Annotated in this window: 25 protein-coding genes; 24 read left to right on the top strand and 1 reads right to left on the bottom strand. The window is 46.5% G+C overall.

Annotation, left to right across the window (positions count from 1 at the left end):
• Nucleotides 1–65: 65 nt before the first annotated feature.
• The 14 genes from rpsA to FS628_RS13100 all read left to right on the top strand — a co-directional run bounded on the left by rpsA (nt 66) and on the right by FS628_RS13100 (nt 13,418).
• Nucleotides 66–1,280 (top strand): 30S ribosomal protein S1, encoded by a 1,215-nt coding sequence (gene rpsA / locus FS628_RS13165; protein ID WP_062835205.1) that lies wholly within the window; start codon nt 66–68, stop codon nt 1,278–1,280.
• 185 nt (nt 1,281–1,465) lie between these two features.
• On the top strand, nt 1,466–2,788 hold the full coding sequence (gene der, locus FS628_RS13160) for a ribosome biogenesis GTPase Der (protein WP_145322514.1): 1,323 nt from the start codon (nt 1,466–1,468) through the stop codon (nt 2,786–2,788).
• An 11-nt stretch (nt 2,789–2,799) separates the two neighbouring features.
• Nucleotides 2,800–3,423, top strand: a complete 624-nt coding sequence (plsY, locus tag FS628_RS13155; RefSeq protein WP_145322512.1) for a glycerol-3-phosphate 1-O-acyltransferase PlsY — start codon at nt 2,800–2,802, stop codon at nt 3,421–3,423.
• Nucleotides 3,416–4,456, top strand: coding sequence for an NAD(P)H-dependent glycerol-3-phosphate dehydrogenase (locus tag FS628_RS13150; protein ID WP_145322510.1), 1,041 nt, complete (start codon nt 3,416–3,418; stop codon nt 4,454–4,456). Before plsY ends, FS628_RS13150 begins: the two co-directional genes overlap by 8 nt.
• Nucleotides 4,457–4,559: 103 nt before the next feature.
• Complete coding sequence (locus FS628_RS13145) at nt 4,560–4,835, top strand: stage VI sporulation protein F (RefSeq protein WP_145322508.1); 276 nt, start codon at nt 4,560–4,562, stop codon at nt 4,833–4,835.
• A gap of 173 nt (nt 4,836–5,008) precedes the next feature.
• Entirely contained in the window at nt 5,009–5,188 is a 180-nt protein-coding gene (locus FS628_RS13140) for a DUF2768 family protein (RefSeq protein WP_145322506.1), read from the top strand.
• 83 nt (nt 5,189–5,271) lie between these two features.
• Nucleotides 5,272–5,916, top strand: a complete 645-nt coding sequence (locus FS628_RS13135) for a hypothetical protein (protein WP_145322504.1) — start codon at nt 5,272–5,274, stop codon at nt 5,914–5,916.
• Complete coding sequence (locus FS628_RS13130; RefSeq protein WP_145322502.1) at nt 5,906–6,256, top strand: 2Fe-2S iron-sulfur cluster-binding protein; 351 nt, start codon at nt 5,906–5,908, stop codon at nt 6,254–6,256. The genes FS628_RS13135 and FS628_RS13130 overlap by 11 nt, the downstream gene beginning before the upstream one ends.
• Before the next feature lie 27 nt (nt 6,257–6,283).
• The gene (locus FS628_RS13125) at nt 6,284–7,063 is read left to right on the top strand and encodes a hypothetical protein (protein ID WP_145322500.1); all 780 of its coding nucleotides are present in this window, start codon (nt 6,284–6,286) and stop codon (nt 7,061–7,063) included.
• 456 nt (nt 7,064–7,519) lie between these two features.
• Nucleotides 7,520–8,998 (top strand): stage IV sporulation protein A, encoded by a 1,479-nt coding sequence (spoIVA, locus tag FS628_RS13120; protein ID WP_036607700.1) that lies wholly within the window; start codon nt 7,520–7,522, stop codon nt 8,996–8,998.
• 218 nt (nt 8,999–9,216) lie between these two features.
• Nucleotides 9,217–10,314, top strand: a complete 1,098-nt coding sequence (locus FS628_RS13115) for a sugar ABC transporter substrate-binding protein (protein WP_145322499.1) — start codon at nt 9,217–9,219, stop codon at nt 10,312–10,314.
• Between the two features lie 113 nt (nt 10,315–10,427).
• On the top strand, nt 10,428–11,945 hold the full coding sequence (locus FS628_RS13110; RefSeq protein WP_145322497.1) for a sugar ABC transporter ATP-binding protein: 1,518 nt from the start codon (nt 10,428–10,430) through the stop codon (nt 11,943–11,945).
• On the top strand, nt 11,942–12,928 hold the full coding sequence (locus FS628_RS13105; protein ID WP_062835197.1) for an ABC transporter permease: 987 nt from the start codon (nt 11,942–11,944) through the stop codon (nt 12,926–12,928). The genes FS628_RS13110 and FS628_RS13105 overlap by 4 nt, the downstream gene beginning before the upstream one ends.
• Before the next feature lie 217 nt (nt 12,929–13,145).
• On the top strand, nt 13,146–13,418 hold the full coding sequence (locus tag FS628_RS13100) for an HU family DNA-binding protein (RefSeq protein ID WP_024630670.1): 273 nt from the start codon (nt 13,146–13,148) through the stop codon (nt 13,416–13,418).
• A 66-nt stretch (nt 13,419–13,484) separates the two neighbouring features.
• On the opposite strand, the gene FS628_RS31355 is transcribed toward FS628_RS13100, so the two are convergent.
• Nucleotides 13,485–13,646 carry a hypothetical protein gene (locus FS628_RS31355; RefSeq protein ID WP_186327808.1) on the bottom strand — a complete coding sequence of 54 codons (162 nt, stop codon included), beginning with the start codon at nt 13,644–13,646 and terminating at the stop codon, nt 13,485–13,487.
• 146 nt (nt 13,647–13,792) lie between these two features.
• Here FS628_RS31355 and mtrB point away from each other — a divergent pair, with 146 nt between their 5' ends.
• From mtrB to aroC, 10 genes are all read left to right on the top strand, one after another.
• Nucleotides 13,793–14,014: a trp RNA-binding attenuation protein MtrB gene (gene mtrB / locus FS628_RS13095; RefSeq protein WP_017687697.1), complete on the top strand. Its 222-nt coding sequence runs from the start codon at nt 13,793–13,795 to the stop codon at nt 14,012–14,014.
• Nucleotides 14,015–14,134: 120 nt separating this feature from the next.
• Complete coding sequence (locus FS628_RS13090) at nt 14,135–14,686, top strand: hypothetical protein (protein WP_145322496.1); 552 nt, start codon at nt 14,135–14,137, stop codon at nt 14,684–14,686.
• Between the two features lie 101 nt (nt 14,687–14,787).
• Nucleotides 14,788–15,651, top strand: a complete 864-nt coding sequence (locus tag FS628_RS13085; protein WP_145322494.1) for a heptaprenyl diphosphate synthase component 1 — start codon at nt 14,788–14,790, stop codon at nt 15,649–15,651.
• 14 nt (nt 15,652–15,665) lie between these two features.
• Nucleotides 15,666–16,394: a demethylmenaquinone methyltransferase gene (locus FS628_RS13080; protein ID WP_145322492.1), complete on the top strand. Its 729-nt coding sequence runs from the start codon at nt 15,666–15,668 to the stop codon at nt 16,392–16,394.
• Entirely contained in the window at nt 16,387–17,253 is an 867-nt protein-coding gene (locus FS628_RS13075; protein ID WP_145322490.1) for a UbiA-like polyprenyltransferase, read from the top strand. Before FS628_RS13080 ends, FS628_RS13075 begins: the two co-directional genes overlap by 8 nt.
• Complete coding sequence (locus tag FS628_RS13070) at nt 17,253–17,873, top strand: UbiX family flavin prenyltransferase (protein ID WP_145322488.1); 621 nt, start codon at nt 17,253–17,255, stop codon at nt 17,871–17,873. Before FS628_RS13075 ends, FS628_RS13070 begins: the two co-directional genes overlap by 1 nt.
• A 346-nt stretch (nt 17,874–18,219) precedes the next feature.
• Entirely contained in the window at nt 18,220–19,194 is a 975-nt protein-coding gene (locus FS628_RS13060; RefSeq protein WP_145322486.1) for a polyprenyl synthetase family protein, read from the top strand.
• A 143-nt stretch (nt 19,195–19,337) separates the two neighbouring features.
• Nucleotides 19,338–19,781: a nucleoside-diphosphate kinase gene (gene ndk / locus FS628_RS13055; protein ID WP_145322484.1), complete on the top strand. Its 444-nt coding sequence runs from the start codon at nt 19,338–19,340 to the stop codon at nt 19,779–19,781.
• 25 nt (nt 19,782–19,806) lie between these two features.
• Nucleotides 19,807–20,601, top strand: a complete 795-nt coding sequence (locus FS628_RS13050; RefSeq protein ID WP_145322482.1) for a CheR family methyltransferase — start codon at nt 19,807–19,809, stop codon at nt 20,599–20,601.
• A gap of 178 nt (nt 20,602–20,779) precedes the next feature.
• Nucleotides 20,780–21,949, top strand: a complete 1,170-nt coding sequence (aroC, locus tag FS628_RS13045; RefSeq protein ID WP_145322480.1) for a chorismate synthase — start codon at nt 20,780–20,782, stop codon at nt 21,947–21,949.
• The last annotated feature ends 1 nt before the right edge of the window (nt 21,950 follow it).

Below are 21,950 nucleotides of genomic sequence, written 5' to 3'. Positions count from 1 at the left end.
TTTTGAACTCTGCTACAGGCAGGTTTGAATATAATGGGGTTTTTGAATTGAGGAGGGTATTTGACATGTCGGAAGAAATGAAAAATCAAGAAGCAACCCAAGATGAGTTGGATCAATTCGTTTCCTTGAAAAAAGGAGATACCGTAAAAGGAACCATCGTCAAATTGGAAGATAACCAAGCCTATGTGAGCATTGGATATAAATATGACGGTGTCATTCCAATTCGTGAACTGTCTTCATTACATGTGGACAGCGCGTCTGATGCAGTAGAAGTTGGACAAGAAGTTGAAGCTAAAGTTCTTAGCATCGACGACGAGAAAGAAAAACTCGTTCTGTCCAAACGTGCAATCGACAGCGAAAACGCATGGGATCAATTGCAAAAGCATTTTGAAGACCAAGACGTATTCGAAGTTGTTGTAGGTGATGTTGTTAAAGGCGGTCTGGTTGCAGACGTGGGCGTACGTGGATTTATCCCGGCTTCCATGGTTGAGCGCCATTTCGTTGAAGACTTCAGCGACTACAAAGGACGCACACTGCGTGTTAAAGTGAAAGAGATCGACCGTGAGAACAACAAAGTGATCCTTTCCCAAAAAGACGTACTGGAGCAAGAATTCGAAGCAAACAAAGCTACAGTAATGGCTGGTTTGCAAGAAGGTCAAGTGATCGAAGGTACAGTACAACGTTTGACTCAATTCGGCGCGTTCGTTGATGTGGGCGGAGTTGACGGTTTGGTTCACGTATCCGAGCTGGCTTGGACACACGTTGAAAAACCATCCGACGTTCTGTCTGAAGGCGATAAAGTTAGTGTAAAAGTGCTGAAAGTTGATCCTGAAAAAGGAAAAATCAGCTTGAGCATGAAAGCTGTTCAACCAGGTCCTTGGGAAACAGCTAGCGAAAAATTCAATTCCAGCGATATCGTAACAGGTGTTGTAAAACGTCTGGTAGACTTCGGTGCATTTGTTGAAATCGCTCCTGGTGTTGAGGGACTTGTGCATATCTCGCAAATCTCCCACAAACACATCGGCACTCCTCATGAAGTGCTGAAAGAAGGACAGGAAGTTCAAGTTAAAATCTTGGACATGAACCCTTCTGAACAACGTGTAAGCTTGAGCATCAAAGAAACAGAAGAAGCTCCAGCTCAACCACAAAAATCAGAAAGACCTGCAAGAAACAACGCTCCACGTGAAGAAATCAACAATCCAAACGTTTCCTTGAACAATCAAGGTATGAGCACTACGCTTGGCGAACTGTTTGGTGACAAACTCAGCAAATTCAAATAAGTTAACAATGCATGGTTCTTAGTTATATACTGCATATTTTGCTGAAAAATAAAAGCAAGATCGGCGAGCCCTAGGCGGGTTCGCCGATTGTTTTTATTGCGAGTATTTTGGCATGAAACGTTAGCCAAGACATATCTTTTTTGCTATGATGAGTATCGTAAGTATGGACAGGAGGAGTGGAATGTATGGCAAGACCCGTTGTGGCAATTGTCGGACGACCGAACGTGGGTAAATCCACCATTTTCAATCGGATCATCGGCGACAGACTGGCCATTGTGGAAGACAAGCCGGGCATTACCCGTGACCGGATCTACGGAATCGGCGAATGGAACGGTAAACCATTCAGTATTATTGATACAGGTGGTATCGAAATTGATGGTGAGGATGTCATCTTAAAATCAATCCGGATGCAAGCAGAGCTCGCTATTGAAGAAGCGGATGTTATTGTATTCATGTGTGATGCAAAAGCAGGTATTACGCAATCGGATGAAGAGGTCGCAGAGATGTTGTACCGCTCAGGCAAGCCTATTGTTGTAGCCGTTAACAAAGTGGATAATATCGGACGAAGTGAGCTCATTTATGAGTTTTATGGATTTGGCTTTGGTGATCCCATCGGCGTATCCGGAAGTCACGGTACAGGTGTAGGTGATTTGCTTGATGCGATTGTGGAGAAGTTGCCTGAACTTGAGGAAGAGACTTACGATGAAGATGTCATTCGTGTAGCGCTGATCGGACGTCCTAACGTGGGTAAATCTTCACTGGTGAACGCGATTCTGGGTGAAGAGCGTGTCATTGTAAGTGACGTGGCTGGAACAACCCGGGATGCGATTGATACACCTTTTGAAAAAGACGGCCAACGTTACGTGCTGATTGATACAGCAGGTATGCGTAAGCGTGGTAAAGTATATGAAACAACTGAGAAATATAGTGTAATGCGTGCTATGCGTGCGATTGAGCGTGCAGATGTTGTTCTGATTGTCATTAATGGTGAAGAAGGCATTATTGAACAGGACAAGCATATTGCAGGATATGCATTCGAAGCTGGTAAAGCATCTTTGTTTGTGGTGAACAAGTGGGACGTGGTTGAGAAGCATGACAAAACGATGAAAGAGTTTGAAAAAAATATTCGGGATCACTTCCTGTTTATGACTTATGCTCCAGTCGTATTTTTGTCAGCCCTCACAAAACAACGCTTACAAAAACTGTTGCCAGTTGTCACACGGGTAGCAGAGCAACACTCGTTACGTGTGCAAACACATCTACTTAACGATGTAGTATCTGATGCGGTTGCAATTAACCCTCCTCCAACCGACAAAGGACGGAGAATGAGAATTAACTATGTAACGCAGGTTGCTGTTAAACCGCCGACCATGGTTATATTTGTGAATGACCCTGAGTTGATGCACTTCTCATATGAGCGCTATCTGGAGAATAAAATCCGTGCAGCGTTTGATTTCGAAGGAACACCAATTCGCATATTTACTCGGAGGAAGTCCGACGAAAGTTAGGGGAGAAGTTTGTGATTTTACAAATCGCAGCGATTGTACTGAGTTATCTGCTCGGTTCGATCAGCTTTAGTGTCCTCCTTGCAAAAGCGATACGGGGGATCGATATTCGTCAGCACGGAAGCGGAAACGCAGGAGCTACCAATACGTTGCGTATACTGGGTAAAGGGCCAGCAATTGCTGTTCTGCTACTTGATGTACTTAAGGGTGTTGCAGCAGTATGGATTGGAATCTGGCTGGGCAACGGTTCTGCCTGGATTCCTGCACTCAGTGGTATAGCAGCCATTGCAGGACATAACTGGCCGCTTTACTTCCATTTTCGTGGAGGAAAAGGGATTGCCACAGCCATTGGTGTTCTGGTAAGTCTTGCTTTCCTGCCTGCGTTATGTGCTGGGGTGATCGCCATTCTGTCCATTGTATTGACACGATATGTTTCATTGGGGTCTCTGATTTTTGTGGCATTTACGCCCATCTTTATCTTGGTATTACCCGGGTATTCAATGAATATCTTCTGGGGGAGTCTAATTATTTGTCTGTTTGCGTTCTGGAGACATCGTACCAATATTACGAAGCTCGCCAAAGGACAGGAAAATAAATTGGGATCGAAAAACCCTGGAGGGGGTAAACGAGTTGTCTAAAAAAGTTGCTGTTCTAGTCGCTGGGAGCTGGGGAACGGCTCTGGCCAGTGTACTAGCTGCTAATCAATTAGATGTGATGATGTGGACTCGTGGTGAAGAGCAAACGACGGAAATCAATAGCAAGCACACGAATACTCGCTATCTTCCGGATGCGGAGCTTTCACCTCGGATTCAGGCAACAACTGATATGGAAGCTGCGGTGGAAGGTGCGATAGCTGTGTTAATTGTTGCGCCTTCTTCAGCCATGCGTACAGTTTCGAATCAGCTTAAGGCTTATTATAAGCCTGAGATGTTAATCATTCATGCAACCAAAGGTTTTGAGACAGAAAGCCTGAAACGGATGTCCACAGTCATTTCAGAAGAGCTGGAATGCGAAGAAGGACGTGTGGTTGTGCTTTCTGGCCCAAGCCATGCCGAAGAAGTGGTGAAGCGTTGCCCTACGACAGTGGTTGTGGCCTCACTGGATAAGACATCTGCCGAGGCGGCCCAAGCTTTGTTTATGAATGCTTATTTCCGTGTTTACACCAATCGTGACATGCTCGGTGTTGAACTGGCAGGCGCATTCAAAAATATCATTGCTCTTGGTGCAGGCATGTCCGATGGTCTTCAATTCGGTGATAATGCCAAAGCAGCGCTGTTGACCCGTGGTCTGGCGGAAATCACACGTATTGGTGTGGAGATGGGGGCAAATCCTTTAACGTTTTCAGGACTTGCCGGAATCGGGGATCTGGTTGTAACGGCTACGAGTCAGCACAGCCGTAACTGGAGAGCGGGTTCTATGTTGGGTCAGGGACAGAAGCTCGATGATGTCCTGAAGTCCATGGGCATGGTGGTGGAAGGCATTCGAACCACACAGGCAGCCTATTTCATCTCTCAAAAATACGGTGTGCAAATGCCGATTGCAGATCAGTTGTATCACGTTTTATTCCAAGAGAGACAGCCGCGTGATGCGGTTGAAGCCTTGATGGGACGTGACCCGAAGACCGAAATGGAAGTCATGAAGCTTGAAACCTGGGAGCAGTGGCATTCCTGATTGTTATCAGCCTAAACGCATCTTGTGAAATAAGGAGCTTATTCACCTTTTCTGTAGCGGACTCATACTATACACATGAGTATTGCCGGAGGAGGGGAGACGAATGGGTAACAACATTTCCAAAGATGCGCTGAATGCAATCAACAAAAAAACGGGTAAAACGATAACTGAGGGTGCCGTCAAGAAATTGGCAAGCACGGTGAAACCAACGACGATCCAGAATGAAGCTCAGTTGCGCCAATTGATCAAGCAAGTATCCGCCATGGCGAAAGTTCCGGTATCTGAGGATACGGTTAAGGATATTGTGAGTGCGGTCAAGAAAAGCGGACTGAATCCAAACAGTATGGAGTCGTTAATGAAAATGATGATGAAAAAATAATAGATCACGCCTGTTTGTGCAGGTGATCGAGTAAGACAAAAAGACAAGTCGGCTTCTGCCGGCTTGCTTTTTTGTCTTTTTTTTGGAAAGTTAAGCTGAATTTCGTGTTATAATGGTTGCAATTGTCACAGTGTCAGTGATGAATATCGGACTAAAGGGGAGACTGTTGGATTATGAGCGCAATGGACAAGATGTGGCTGTCATTGGTCGCCATCCTCATTATGGGACTATCTGTATTCTTGATTACGTTTGCTCGTGCCAAAACAAAAGGCATTGTACGGGGGATTCTTTCCTTGCTTGCATTTTTGATTATGCTGATTGGCTTTTTCGGCGGAATCGCTTCTCTGACCTGATTTCCTATGCCTGAAGGATAACATCCGCATAAGCACATCATAAGAACTGACACAATGAACACGGATGAGGGGAGTGTGAGCCAATGAGGCCGCATGATACGGAGGGTCGGACAGAGCGTTATCCGGAATTACACGCGGCTTTGCTGGAAACGGCCAAAGCCTGGAATACTCAGCCGCATACATGGTTGCTTGGCGGAAGCTGTGGGTTGCTGCTTCAGGGGGTGGAGTTGCAGCAGGCTCCCAGAGATATTGATGTCTATGCGGATGTGGCTGCAGCAAAGGAACTTCACCGCATTGCTCCGGGGGAAATGCTTGACGAGCCTGTTGTGGATAAGACAGGACCGTATGCTTCCCTATTGAGTCACTATCAGGTTGGAGCATGTGCGCTGGAACTGGTTGGTGGTTTCGAAATATGGGCTCGCAAAAGTTGGTACCGCATCGAGATTGAACATGTACTTGCTCCACATGCACCAGTAGCACAGGTGGGTTCGTATACCCTGCGCCTGATGCCGCTTGCCCATGAGTTGTTGTTTAATCTGCTGCGAGGTCGTGAAGATCGTTATGTACCCATTGCGAGACAGATGCGTCAGCAACCACTTGCACATCAACCTATAATGACACAGTTAAGTCAACAGAATGTATGGACAAGCCGCTTCAGAGCAGAAGTGGAAGATCTTGTTGGCTTTGCATGGCCGAGCAGGTTGAGGGAGGACAATGATGGACTATAAGATTACTTTTTTACCTATGAACAAATCGATAACGCTCAAACCAGGGGCAACACTTCTGAATGCGGCAAGGCGTGCTGGAGTCAAGATTACGACCCGATGCGATGGTAAAGCGGCTTGCCTGATGTGCAAAGTGAACGTGGACGAAGAACATCGGGCGGAACTCTATCCACCAACGGATGCAGAAAAACGTAAGCTGGGTTCACTGTTGGAATCAGGTACACGTCTGTCTTGTCAGGCCAAGGTGTGTGGATCTCTATCGGTTCATGTTCCTGAGGATCCTCTGAAGGCAGCTATTCGAAAACAATTGGAACGTCAACAACAGGAAGACGACTGGTTCTGAGATAAGAGTTATTCAAGGAGGATACGGATGATCAGGAACAAGCCAAAATGTGTAGAGGGAAGTGGACGGCAGCGTCTTATGCATCAGACGGGCGGTCTGCTGTTACTCCTGTTGTTTGCTTTTACAGCAAGTGGTTGCATGTACCCATCCCAGAACATTACGGATCCTAAAATAGCTTATCGGGAAAGTGTGAGCCGTATCCAGAATGCGGTCGAAACATTCCAGCAAGATGAAGGTATTTTGCCAATCATTAATGCAGACATGCAAACCCCAAAATATGAAAAGTTCAGAGTGGATCTGCTCAAGTTGAAGCAACTGGGGTATCTGGATGAAATACCGGGAACGGCTTTTGAAAGCGGTGGTAGCGCTTACTTCCTAATTCAGAATGAAGAAGTGAACCCAACCGTTAAAGTGATGGATCTTCTGACCGTGCAGAAAGTAAATGATGTGCAACGAATGGTTAATCAATACAAGACCGTACATAACAATAAGTTGCCAAGCGGGGAGGAACTGTACCCGGGTCTATATGCTGTGGATATGGAGCAGGCTGCACAGGCAGGTACTCCTTCTATAACGTTGAATAGTGTATATTCCGGTCAGGAGTTACCTTTTATGATGGATGAGGAAGGCAATGTATATGTGGATTATGCTTTTGACATTATGCAGGCGGTGGAAAAGTCTGATGTGTCTCCAGCGGAGACTGAAGATGTTCGGGATGTTCTATTGGAACACTCCTACTTCGTTCCTGTTAAATCTGTTCCCTACGCATGGCAAAATAATATACCTGTTGCTCAACCAACCAATTAAGGATTCGTCATTTCAAGTGGTGTAAAAGCATATGCTGCCATTGATCCAATGGCTTAAGAAGAGATATTCCGCCAATACGGGATATCTCTTTTTTATTCTGAAATCATGAACACTAACAGTCATAAAAGCTTCAAGGATCACATAAAGTAGATTGAAATAAAGACGCGCAGTCCGAGATCGGGGGATTCTCCTAATGTCATCACCTTAAGATAAAAAAACAAAAATACGCGTCATATTGCCGCATACGGATACATAAGATGATACTAGTCCAATTGCATGTACGAGTTAACGCCGCTCTCGCCGGTTTCATCAGAATGCAACGTTCGGCGGCGGACGACTTCCGGGCACTCACAAAGGCGGCTCTACCGTTGCAGGGATTTCAGTCTTCTGATTGAAAAAACGAAGCGGATGCTCTTTAGCATTTTTCCTTCGGAGTAATTTAGGGAGGGGATTTCATTGGAGAAAGTGGACATTTTTAAGGACATAGCTGAGCGGACCGGAGGGGATATTTATCTCGGGGTTGTCGGCGCAGTCCGGACGGGAAAATCAACATTTATCAAACGATTCATGGAGACCATTGTATTGCCAAACATCACTAACGAGGCAGATCGTGGTCGGGCGGTGGATGAACTTCCACAGAGTGCAGCAGGTAAGACGATCATGACCACGGAGCCCAAATTCGTACCGAATAACGCAGTTCAAATCAAGGTGGCCGAAGGACTCGATGTCAATGTGCGCCTTGTGGATTGTGTAGGTTATGCGGTTGAAGGAGCCAAGGGATACGAGGATGAGAATGGTCCGCGCATGATCTCCACGCCTTGGTTCGAGGAGCCAATTCCGTTCCAGGAAGCCGCAGAGATTGGTACTCGCAAAGTCATTCAGGAGCATTCCACGCTGGGTGTTGTGGTAACAACGGACGGCACGATCGCCGAAATTGCCCGCAGTTCCTATGTGGAATCCGAAGAACGAGTCATTGCGGAATTGAAAGAAGTGGGCAAACCGTTTGTCCTGGTCATCAACTCCACTCGTCCTCGCAGTGAAGAAGCCCTGCAACTGCGTAGTGAGCTTGCTGCCAAATATGATATTCCGGTCATGACACTTAGTGCAGCCACGATGACGGAAGATGATGTGACGGGTGTCCTTCGAGAAGTGCTCTATGAGTTCCCTGTGCATGAAGTGAATGTAAACCTGCCGAGCTGGGTTATGGTACTGAACGAGACTCACTGGCTGCGTAGCAACTACGAAAATTCCGTACGGGATACCGTAAAGGATATTCGCAGACTTCGTGACGTGGATCGGGTTGTGGCTCAGTTCATGGAATATGAATTCATTGATCGCGCGGGTCTAAGTGGCATGAATATGGGGCAAGGTGTAGCCGAAATTGACCTGTATGCGCCGGATGAACTGTATGATCAGATTCTCGTGGAAGTGGTCGGAATTGAAATTCGAGGCAAGGATCATCTGCTGCAATTAATGCAGGAATTCTCGCATGCGAAGAGAGAATATGACCGCTTTGCAGAAGCGCTGGAGATGGTCAAAACGACCGGATACGGCATTGCTGCTCCATCTCTCGCCGAGATGGCTCTTGATGAACCTGAGCTCATTCGCCAGGGTACCAAATTTGGCGTACGCTTGAAAGCAACTGCACCGTCCATTCACATGATCCGGGTTGATGTGGAATCGGAGTTCGCTCCAATCATCGGTACGGAGAAACAAAGTGAGGAACTGGTGAGATACCTGATGCAGGACTTCGAGAACGATCCGATCAAGGTATGGGATTCAGACATGTTCGGTCGTTCGCTGCACTCCATTGTGCGAGAAGGTATTCAGGGCAAGATTGCCATGATGCCGGATAATGCAAGATACAAATTGCAAGAGACGCTGGGAAGAATCATTAACGAAGGTTCAGGCGGCTTGATTGCCATCATTCTGTAAAACATCAAAAGACCGTAAGGGGACTCCCCCTCGCGGTCTTTTTTAGTGTGATTTCTTAATTTTGGATGAAATGGATAGGAAGGATAATGCTTTCGAAAAAACTTAGCGATTTTTAGCTTTAAATTACTAAAACCCATTTACATACTAGGGATTAGCCGTTATATTAATATTCAACTATTGTGATCGAGATCACAGAGAGTGGACAGGGGGAGACAGAGATGAAAAGAAAAGAGACAAAATGGGTATGGTTGAGTGTGTTTTTAGTATTCGCATTGGCGCTGTCCGCTTGCGGAATCAAAAAAGAACCGGCAGCAACTCCGGCTTCAGGTGCATCAGATGATACACCAAAAACGGAAGCAGTCACAGGCCCTCTAAGCGGCAAACGGATCGCACTTATTATGGAATTCAATACAGGTACCTTCTCGCAACAATATGTACAAGGAGTCAAACAAGAAATCGAAAAATTCGGCGGAGAGCTGACTACGTTTGTTGCCGATAATGACAAAGCGAAGATGGTATCCTTGCTCGATAGCGCAATTAACCAGAAATTCGATGCCATTCTCACAGATCACGGGGATTCCCTGCTAGAGCCAGGTGTGAAGAAGGCAGTAGAACAGAACATTCCAGTCGTTGTGTTCGACGCAGCCATCAGTGTTCCGGGAGCAACAGTCCTGTCGCAGGATGACCAGAAGATGGCTGAACTCACGTTGGAGCAAATGAAAAAAGATATCAATGGACAAGGTAACATCGTCAAAGTATGGGTAGCTGGTTTTGCTCCAATGGAACGCCGTCAGATCGCATACGGTGAATTCCTGAAAGCAAATCCGGACATTAAAGAGATAGCAACATTCGGTTCCGCACAGAACCCGGCGCTGGATACACAGGCCAAAATGGAAGCCATTCTCAAACAATATCCAAAAGGTGAAATTACAGCTGTATGGGCTGCATGGGATGAGTTCGCCAAAGGTGCAGCGCGTGCAATTCAACAAGCTGGACGTGACGAGATCAAAGTGTATGGTATCGATATGAGTGACGAGGATCTGCAAATGATTCAAGACCCGAAAAATCCTTGGGTTGCTTCTGCTGCGGTTGATCCAACAGATATCGGTCGCGTACAAGTACGTTATGCCTATCAGAAACTGAACGGGGACGAGACGGAAGATGCAGTTGTGCTTAATCCGGTCTACGTTCAACGTGAAGCTTTGCCAGATAAACAAATCTCCACTTCAGAGCTGTCAGAGTTCGTTGAGGGTTGGGGAGGCAGTACACAAGGAATCAAGGATTGGATGAGCGAATACGGAATTACTGCTAAATAAGCAGCGTAAGGGAAGCGCGCCGCAAGGCGCGCTTTTTCCACCATAATAAAGCTCTGCGAGATCTGGATGAGAAATGGGATACTCCCGGATGGGAATGATTGGAGGTTAACATCATGAGCACTGCACCGATTCTGCTTCAAATGGAACATATCCACAAGCAGTTTTCAGGCATTCCTGCACTGAAGGATGTGGATTTCTCTGTTAAAGGCGGCGAGATTCATGCGCTGCTGGGTGCCAATGGTGCCGGTAAGAGCACGTTAATGAAAATTTTGTCCGGTGCCTATCCATTGGATCAGGGTACGATTCAGTTGAGTGGCCAAGCGCTTCACTTGGGTTCTCCGGGAGACGCGAAGGCAAGTGGGATACATTGTGTATATCAGGAAGTGGATGCGGCACTGGTGCCACAGCTGACGGCTGCGGAGAACATTATGTTGGATCAGCTGGCTTCATCTGCTGGAGGTTGGTGGAAAAGTCCACGAAAGCTGCAACAGCGTGCGGTTGAGGCGTTGCAGCAATTAGGAGCAGACATATCCGTTCACGAAAAAGTGGCCGATCTGACGCTTGCAGAGAAACAGATGATACTGTTGGCACGGATTTTGATTCAGGATGCCAAGGTCATCATTTTTGACGAACCGACTGCACCGCTGAGTCAGGAAGAAACGGATGCATTTTTCCGAATCGTTCATCTCCTGAAGGATCGGGGTGTAGCTTGTATTTTCATTACCCATCGCCTTGCTGAAGTGACAGGTCACTGTGATCGCGTTACGGTCATGAGAGATGGACAACATGTATTTACCGGTGAAGCAAAAGGACTGACAATTAACGACTTGGTCACACAGATGCTGGGCAAACCATTCGAAGAAGAGTTTCCGAAGACGGAAGCACCCGTGGGAGAACTGTTACTGGAGGCACGTGGGCTTCGTCGTGGAGTGAAGGTCAAGGGTGTTGACCTGTCTGTACGCCGAGGTGAAGTCCTCGCTGTAGTGGGTCTGGTAGGCGCTGGTAAAACGGAAAGCTCTCGCTTGCTCATTGGCGCAGATCGACTGGAAGGAGGCGAGATCCGGCTTAACAACCGTAACCTCCGCCTGACTCAGCCTGCGGATGCTGCGGCTCTAGGGATTGTTTCTGTACCGGAGGAGCGACGTAAACAAGGAATTCTGATTCAGGAGAACGTGGAACGGAATTTAAGCCTGCCTTTGCTTAGTCGCCTCAGTACAATGGGGTTTGTGAGCCGCAAACGGGAGCGTCAGAATGCGGAGTCATTGGTGAAACAGCTCGGAATTAAGACATCGTCAGTAAAGCAGGAAGTAAAGTATTTAAGCGGTGGTAATCAGCAGAAGGTAGCCATTGGTAAATGGCTTAATGCGGATGCAGATGTATTTATATTTGATGAGCCAACCAAGGGCGTGGATATTGGGGCGAAAAGTGACATTTTCCGCATCATCAATGAATTGGCATTGGCAGGCAAGGGCGTAATCTATTTCACCTGTGAACTGGATGAAGGCATGGGGATTGGTGACCGCATTGCCGTCATGTGCGAAGGTGTTATCGTAAAAGAGTTCAAGCGGGGCGAGACTAACCAAGAACAGCTGCTATACTATGCAAGCGGTGGACAAGAGGTGCAATCATGAAGGATAAATCACTGGATTTTGCGTTCCGTTACGGGGCGATCATTGTCATCATAGGTGTTATCGCATTTTTCGGCATTAAATTGCCTTATTTCTTTACGTACAGTAATTTAACTGATATTTTGGGCTCGATCTCTATCGTTACGTTTGTAGCAATCGGTGTTACGTTATCTCTCATTGTGGATGGGTTTGATCTCTCCGTAGGGGCGACCGTCTCATTAACAACCGTCGTTACGGCTTCATTAATGATCTGGTATCAGCAACCGCTCGCAATCGTAATTATCGTGCCACTGATCATTGGAGCTGTTATTGGTTTACTGAACGCTTTGCTGATTGTGAAATTGCGTATTCCTGATCTGTTAGCTACCCTTGCCACGATGTACATCATTGGAGGCATTCACAAAACGTATGCACAGGGATACACCATTTATAATCACATGCAGTTCCCTGATGGAAGCAAAGCTGCGGGAGAGATGGACCCGACATTTCTGCTTATAGGGCAGGGTAAATGGCTGGGTATGCCGATATCAGTCATCCTGCTGCTTATTGCGGTCATCGGTGTGCATATCTTTTTGACGTATACGAAATATGGGCGCCAGATGTACATTACAGGTGGTAATGAGGAAGCTGCGCGCCTGTCCGGCATCAAGGTAAAAAAGGTGCGTACGCTCGCCTATGTAGCCGCTGGAGTGTTTGCAGCAATCGGTGGTATCATCTATGCTTCCAAAGTAGGGTCCGGGCAGATTGATGCGGGATCACCGTTGTTAATGGAATCCGTAGCTGCTGTATTTGTCGGTTTCTCTGTATTTGGCGCGGGTAAACCCAATGTCATCGGAACCTTCATCGGTTCGGTTCTGATTGGTGTACTTGTGAACGGATTGACGATGATGAACGTACAGTATTTCACGCATGATATTGTAAAAGGTGGGGTTCTTGTACTTGCCCTGGCGGTTACATTTTACGTCTTAAACCGCAACCGGACTTGAAATTGTGGGCTGTCTGTATTAGTATGAAATTTGTTCGGCGTCTGAAATGCCCTTGGTTTCAGGCGACATTCTGCCGAAAATGACTGTTGACCGCTGGCGGAGATTTGTGTTCATCGCTCAAGATGTACGTAGATTTTTTGCGTATGAACGTATATTTCGCTATAAAACGGAAACACAGTATAACATTCAGGACATTGATTCAGGAGGTGAAAAACAAATGAACAAATCAGACTTGATTACACACGTATCCGAAGCGACTGAATTGTCCAAGAAAGATGTAACGAAAGCGGTTGATGCCGTATTCGAAGCAATCTCTGAGGCTCTTCAAAGCGGAGATAAAGTACAATTGGTTGGTTTTGGGAACTTCGAAGTTCGCGAGCGCTCTGCACGTAAAGGACGCAACCCGCAAACAGGTGAAGAAATCGAAATTCCTGCGAGCAAAATTCCTGCGTTCAAACCAGGTAAAGCGCTCAAAGACGGAATTAAATAAGATTTCTACATATTCCATATGTCGACAAAAAGACCGTGACTTGTTCACGGCCTTTTCTTTTGCCCTTTAATGATGATTCTTTCGGGTATCCGAGGGTTCAGGATCATCCGGTTGCCCGGCATAAGCAACGAGAATCAATTCTTCGCCAGCAGCTGCAGACAGATGCTGTTCAATTTCTTTTAACTGATGAATATGCTCGTCTGTGAGTGCGGCAGGGGTGTACTTCATGCAGATTCTCCTTTCTGTGATATACAACTGTAGTATGACCCGAGGAAAGCCGATTCTTGCGGTTCATTCGCATAAGGCACTGGTTGACAAATGAAACAATCTTAATCATCATTAACGCTATCGAACTAGAAAAGGGGACGTGCGTGATGGATCATCCAACCGGCAATGATTATATTGTAATTAAGGCAGAGGAAAATGGTGTCCAGGTGATCGGATTAACCCGAGGTCAGGATACACGTTTTCATCACACCGAAAAATTGGACAAGGGTGAAGTAATGTTTGCCCAGTTTACCACTCATACTTCAGCTATTAAAATCCGGGGCAAAGCCACGCTGATTACCAAGCATGGACAGATTGAATCGGAGTAATGGACGGTTGAATACGATCAAATGAAGATTGCAGGCATAGCCTGCTTTTTTTCATTGTACAATGAGGTATGAGCCTTTACCGGACAGACTACACTAACAGGTAAAGGCAGGGAGGCGTATATGAATCCGCGGATGATTGTTACTGCTTCAATGCTGGCAACGGTTGCGGCGGTCTTTCTGCTTGTTGCAATACAAACCTTACATATGCGTACATCAGGCGGAGAAAACGTTCAGCCAGTCTCCGCATCACATCAACCAGTCCAGCTAACGGAGGACAATCTCGTAGATGTGCTTAGCACCATGCAACTATCTACGCCCATTGCGAGAGTAGAATGGAAACAGTCCATTTTGACACTGGACCTCAAGGTAAAAGGCACGGGTACGAGTTACACTGAAATCTATGAGAACATGGCAGCTGTGGCGGAGCTGAGTTTTCGGACTCTGGATAACGTCGAACAGGTGCTGCTGCGTGTGATGGCAGAAGATGAATGGATGCATAAAAGACATCTGTTACTTGCGGCTGATATTCGGCGTGGAGAGTGGCCCCTGTATGCGATTGAAACATTACGTAGCTGGAAAAGCGCTACCTTTTCGGATGAATTGAAGGACTGGTTTCATCTGATGGATACCGAACTTTGGAAGAAGCAATTCGAAATGACAAGTCAGGGGTAATAGAATAGCAGGATTCAGTGCGTGCCCGTTCAACATATGATATAATATATAAGATTGTAGTGCAGAAATGGTTTAACAATGTATAGGCTCGGAGGCTGAGAATGAATTCATATCGCGTACCCCAACTAGCAAAGAAATATACGGATTACGACATGATTCGACAACATACGGAAATCCCATCATTTCCGGATAGCCGGGCACGTCTGCTGCAGGTATTTGTGGGACGCACAGACGAAAAGGTGCACCATGAGCTATACGCTCTTGCAACCTCGCTCGTTCAGTTGGCCATGGATACGCATGATCGAATCGATACCATTTCCGGAGAGCGTAGAGAACAGGAGATGCGTTCGCGTCAGCTGAATGTGCTCGCCGGGGATTATTTAAGTAGCCGTTTTTATCAATTGCTTGCCCATGCGGGCAGAATTGAAATGATTGGTAAACTCAGTGGTGCAGTTTCCGAAGTGAACGCACGCAAGATGACGCTGTATGAACGGATGAAGAAGCTTCTCGTTTCGGCTGATGAATACTTGCGTGAAACGGTACAGCTGAGGATGCAGCTGTTTCTTTCATTTACAGGCATGATTCAAGAGAATGAAGAGTCGTTATGGAACAGCCTGTTGACCGAATTCAGCTCCTGCGAGACGATCGTGGAAGAACTGAAGCGGATGAATGACGAACAACAATTTCTTCATAGCTATGCATTCTGGCATATATACGAGCATGGGAATGACGATGAGCGAACTATGCTGCGTCAGTCTGAACCGGATGCACGCGCATGGAACGCTATGGTGATGAAGTATAAGGTTGGCGAAGCTCTGCTGGACAAGCTTCGCGAGTGTACACACCGCATTCAGCTGTTGTTGCAAGACGAGGAAGGGCGAATGGGCTTGCATGAGTTACATGCAATACTTGAACCTTACTTGACATATTTGCAGCCTTCACATGCGGCAGTAAGGGAAGATTGAGGGGAGACAGACGAATGGGGAGCGGAGAGACCAAACCGAAAGAAGAATATGTCCATTCGGTTTTTCAGAGTATAGCCGGTAAGTATGATGTCATGAATGATATTCTGAGTTTCCGCAGGCATAAGGCTTGGCGTAAATTCACGATGAAAAAGATGAATATGTCCAAAGGCGATACCGGTCTTGATTTGTGCTGTGGCACATGTGACTGGACGCTCGCCATGGCAGAGGCAAGTGAAACGGGGCACATGCATGGACTTGATTTCAGCAGCAATATGCTTGAGGTTGGTCAGACGAAGATCAATGCGGTGCAGCGTCAGAAACAGATTACTCTGACACAGGGGAATGCCATGTCACTTCCTTTTGAAGATAATTCATTTGATTATGTGACGATTGGGTTCGGTCTGCGCAATGTACCTGATCTCAGACAAGTGTTGTCTGAAATGCAACGTGTGGTAAAACCGGGCGGTATGGTTGTTTGTCTGGAATTGTCCAAGCCAACATGGCAGCCGTTCAAAGGCATTTATTATTTTTATTTTGAGAAGGTTTTACCGAATCTTGCCAAAGTGTTCGCTAAAAGTTTTGAGCAATACAAATGGCTGCCGGACTCTCTGGCAATTTTTCCAGGAAGGAAGGAACTGGCAGACATTTTTGCAGAAACCGGATTGCAGCAAGTGCAGGCCTACCCTCTGACCGGAGGCATCGCGGCACTGCATATTGGAACCAAGGAGAATCAGCATGTTTAGGAAAATTCGCATCTTTTTAGAAATGATCAAGATTGAACACACGCTTTTTGCTTTACCATTTGCATTTATGGGAGCCATCCTCGGCTCCATGGTAGTGAACGGTACGTTCCCAACCTGGATGCAGATTATGTGGGTATTACTAGCGATGGTCGGTGCACGTAGTGCAGCTTTCGGTTTGAACCGGATTATTGACCAAGCCATTGATGGTAAAAATCCGCGTACTGCGATGAGAGCCATCCCGGCAGGGCTGTTGAAAAATGGTGAAGTGGTTATATTCGTCATCATCTCATTTATATTGTTATTCTGGGCCTCATCCAATCTTAATGTATTATCCATGCAGCTGTTACCCATTGCTGTGTTTATGCTGGTACTGTATTCGTACACCAAACGATTCACATGGTTATGCCATGTCGTTCTTGGAATGACGATTGGTTTGGCACCACTTGGTGGTTGGGTAGCTGTAACGGGTACGATGGATTGGACAGCGATTGTGCTGTACGTTACGATTGTGTTCTGGACAGCAGGTTTTGATATTATCTATGCATGTCAGGATCTGGAATTCGATCAGGGAGAGGGTCTTCATTCCATACCTTCCCGTTTTGGCTTAGCCAAATCATTGCAGATCGCCAAGTTCTTCCATGTGGTTACAGCGGTTGGTTTTCTTGCGTTATTGTTAATGACAGATCTGAGCTGGTGGTATGGCGCAGGCATGTTGGTTACGTATGGAATTCTTTTCTATCAACACTATATTGTATCGCCTAATGATATGAGCCGTGTTCAAACGGCATTCTTTACCATGAACAGTTTGCTCAGTTTAATCGTATTTACGTTTACTTTGATTGATCTGGCGGTGAAGTAATGGTACAGCAGCCGGACAATAAACGACTGGTTGTCGGAATTACCGGAGCGAGTGGCAGTATATATGGCATTCGATTAATTGAAACGCTGCTTGATCTGGATTATACCGTTCATCTGGTCATATCCAATGCAGGGTGGCGTGTATTGAAAGAAGAAATGGACTGGGATGTGACGAATCGAGACGCGGTGCTGGAAGAAAAATTCGGCAACCGTGCCGGATCTCTGATCTATCATCCTGTGAGTGATATAGGGGCCTCCATCGCAAGTGGTTCTTATTTGGCCGAAGGCATGATTATCATGCCTTGTTCCATGGGAACTCTCTCATCCATCGCGCAAGGATCTTCGGATAATCTGATGTCCCGCGCAGCTGATGTCATGATGAAAGAAGGAAGGACGTTGATCCTCGTACCACGTGAGACGCCTCTTCATGCGATCCATCTGGAAAACATGTTGAAGCTCTCCCGTCTTGGTGTACGAATGATACCAGCTATGCCCGCTTTTTATTACAAACCTCAGAGTATGGATGAGTTGATTCTGTTTTTGGTGGGGAAAGTGCTGGATAGCTTGCGCATCCCACATCAACTTTTTAAAAGATGGGGAGAACCGGATGAACGGGGATAACGATTGTGTCCGATCCACGGCTGTCATTTTTGACAGGGCGTTGGACGGTGTCGTTGTCCCCCGAATCCCGGGGTATTGGTGAGTGCTGATGGTTAGTCTTCTTATACCACAGTCTTGACCCATGCTCCGGCAACTTCTGTACTTTTGTTTCAGAACAAGTCGCAGAGTTTAATTCCCGGGTGTCGGCCATGACATTCGAAGAAGAATAATACGTTAGATTACCTTATAGAAGAACACAAGCAAGAACGGTAAGCCTGGTTTTTCGTGATGCCTGCAGGCCCGACTTGCTGGAGGGGAAGGTAAGCATGGATTTATGGACTGACAATACGCTGATACGGGTGAACGAATGAAACTATTGGATATTTTCGGGTTGTTAAAAAAGGACATGGATTACATTGAGAAAGAGTTGTATCGCAGTGTTCGAGGAGAACAGAAGCTGCTTAGTGAAGCGTCTCTTCATCTGCTTAAAGCAGGAGGAAAACGGTTGCGGCCCGTTTTTGTGTTACTTGGCGGGAAATTTGGTACATATGATATTGAACGTCTGAAGTTGGTTGCGGTTCCGCTGGAACTCATTCATTCCGCTTCCCTTGTTCATGATGATGTTATTGATAATGCGGAGACACGTCGTGGGAAACCCACGGTGAAGTCAAAATGGGATAATCGGATTGCCATGTACACTGGAGACTATATCTACGGTAAGGCACTTGAAATGACTTCAGGATTATCCGACCCGGCTATTCATCGCATACTTGCCAAAGCCATGGTACAGATGTCCATCGGTGAGATGGAGCAGATTCGGGACTTTTTCAATACGGGACAAAGTGTCCGTAACTATCTGCTACGGATTCGCCGTAAAACAGCACTTCTGATTGCGGTCAGTTGTCAGTTAGGGGCTTTGGCCACACGTGCCCCTGAGCATGTATCTTCTCTGCTGTATACTTATGGCTACAATGTGGGGATGGCTTTCCAGATTCAAGATGATGTACTTGATCTGGTAGGTACGGAGAAACAACTTGGCAAGCCACCTGGCAGTGACATGAAGCAGGGGAATATCACTCTTCCTGTGCTGTATGCGCTCCAAGAAACTGAGCTGCGTGAACCTCTGCTGAAGGAGATTTCCCGTGTCCAGCATGAGGAAGGACGGGCGAGTGCCTCGGACGCAATTGGAATGATTCGCCAAAGTCAAGGAATTGCTAAAGCAGAAGCCCTTGCTGACCGATATATGAAGAAAGCGCTCGATGCTCTGGATCAGCTGCCTAACATCAAGACGACCAAAAACTTGCGTGATATCGCTCATTTTGTGGTGAAACGTACACATTAAACATTGTATGACCCAAGACTCACAAACACAGATAAACAGATGTGTGAAATTCCTCATTGGGAGGATTTGGACATGTATGTTACAATCAGAGGGATTGCGTTTACATAGTGATTAACTTTGAACCGTGAGTGAGGAGTGAGCTGATGGATCGTACATTTTTGATGGTGAAGCCGGATGGTGTGCAGCGTGGTTTGATCGGTCGAATTATTAGCCGTCTGGAAGACAAAGGATTTAAGTTGGTGGCAGGTAAATTGGTGCAGATGTCTGAGGATCAGGCAAAACGCCATTATGCTGAACATGAGGGCAAACCCTTTTTCGATGATTTGGTTTGTTTTATCACATCTGGGCCTGTATTTGCCATGGTGTGGGAAGGGGACGATATTGTGGCGCTTGCCCGCATTGTCATCGGAAAAACCAATGTGAAGGAAGCCGCTCCGGGTACCATTCGCGGAGACTTCGCCAGCCACACACCACATAATCTGATTCATGGGGCAGATTCGCCGGAAAGTGCTTCCCGTGAAGCAGCAAATTTCTTTGCTTCAGATGAACTGGTGGTATACGACAAGAGCATCGCAGCCTGGTTGTAATTATTAGCCAAAAGGGTGATACACGATGCTGGAGCAAGAACAACTACTAGACCCGGATTACACCGGATTCATTCGTAAAATCAAAGAGAGCACAGGCATTGATCTTGCTCAATACAAGGAAGGCCAGATGAAAAGAAGGCTGACCACACTTCGCAACAAAAACGGGTTTCATACATTTTCTATCTTTTTTGAGGCTATGCAGAAAGATAAATCATTGTTCTACGAGTTCCTTGATCGCATGACGATTAACGTGTCGGAATTCTGGCGTAATCCCAATCGTTGGGAAGTACTGCGGGACGAGATCCTGCCTGAGCTGCTGGGTTCCAAGCGTCGTGTCAAAGTGTGGAGTGCAGCCTGTTCAACAGGTGAAGAACCATATACACTTGCCATGATTCTGGACACGATGGGTATTTTGAAGGACAGCTCCATTACGGCAAGCGACCTGGATGAAGGTGCATTGGCCAAAGCCAAGGAAGGGCGTTATATGGAACGCTCACTTAAGGATGTGCCCAAGGAAACGGCGAACCGTTACTTCAAGCAGGATGGCTTGGTATACCGTATTGATGAGCAACTCAAAAATTCGATCAAGTTCATGAAACAAAATTTGCTGGTGGACCGTTTTGACGATGGGTACGATCTGATTGTGTGCCGGAATGTCATGATCTATTTTACCGAGGAAGCCAAAAACCTGTTGTATCACAAATTTGCAGCAAGTTTGCGTCCAGGCGGTATTTTGTTTGTGGGCAGTACGGAGCAGATCTTCTCCCCGGGACAATATGGTCTGGAGACAGCAGAGACATTCTTCTATCGGAAGAAATAATGATATTGGTTGTTGAGCCGTCTGAAGCACATGTACATGTGTTCAGGCGGTTATTTGTATATTAAGTTCAAGAAAGAGCCGACTTTCTTGTCAAAGCCGGTCAGCTATACTATAATAAGCAAAGAAATTATGGGATTTTAGCAATGTGAAGTTTAACAGTTTAAAGGGGGAACGTATTATGAGTTTACGCTATTTAACCGCAGGGGAGACGCACGGACCCCAATTGACCGCTATTATTGAAGGATTGCCAAGTAATTTGACGATTAACTTTGAAGAACTGAATTTCCAGCTTCACCGCCGCCAGAAAGGTTATGGCCGTGGACGTCGGATGCAGATCGAGAAGGATCAGGCCAATTTCGTTGGTGGTATCCGTCACGGATATACAACAGGTGCTCCAGTAGCGCTGGTTGTTCAAAATAATGACTGGAAACATTGGCAGAATATTATGAATATTGAGCCGATCGAAGGCAGTGACGAAGAGAAACGGCGCGTTCATCGTCCGCGTCCTGGACACGCCGATCTGAACGGTGGACTCAAGTATAATCTCAAAGACTTGCGTAATGTACTGGAGCGTTCCAGTGCGCGTGAGACAACGGTACGTGTGGCATGTGGTGCCATTGCACGTCAGTTCCTGGCTGAATTCGGGATTAAGGTAGCTGGGCGCGTGCTTCGCATCGGAGAGATCGAAGCTCCTTACCATGACCTTCCGATTGATGAACTGATCGCAGTGACAGAAGCTTCCTCTGTACGTGTCACAGATGCTGAGACAGAGAAGAAGATGGAAGCCTACATTGACCAGATCAAACAGGAAGGTGACTCCATTGGAGGAATTGTAGAGTGTATCGTTGAAGGTGTGCCTGTTGGTTTGGGAAGTTATGTTCAATACGATCGCAAGCTGGACGCACGAATCGCTCAAGGTGTAATGTCCATTAATGCATTCAAAGGTGTAGAGATTGGTATTGGATTTGAAGCCGGAGTCATTCGTGGATCACAGGTGCATGATGAGATCATGCATACGGATGAGCGCGGCTACCATCGGGCAACCAACCGTCTCGGTGGATTCGAAGGTGGGATGACGAACGGTATGCCAGTGGTTGTACGTGGTGTGATGAAGCCGATCCCAACGTTGTATAAGCCACTGCAAAGTGTCGATATTGATACGAAAGAAGCATTCACGGCTCAGGTTGAACGTTCAGACGCTTGTGCTGTACCCGCAGCGAGTGTGGTTATGGAGCATGTCGTAGCGTGGGAAATTGCCAAAGCATTCCTGGAGAAATTCGGCGGGGATTCGATGGAAGAGATCCGTGCGAACGTGGCCAGCTATAACGCTCAGCTGGAGAATTACTAAT

This window comes from Paenibacillus xylanexedens, assembly GCF_007676705.1.
GTDB lineage: Bacteria > Bacillota > Bacilli > Paenibacillales > Paenibacillaceae > Paenibacillus > Paenibacillus xylanexedens_C.
Note: the sequence above shows the minus strand (reverse complement) of the source record. Positions and strands in the feature narration are given on the sequence as shown.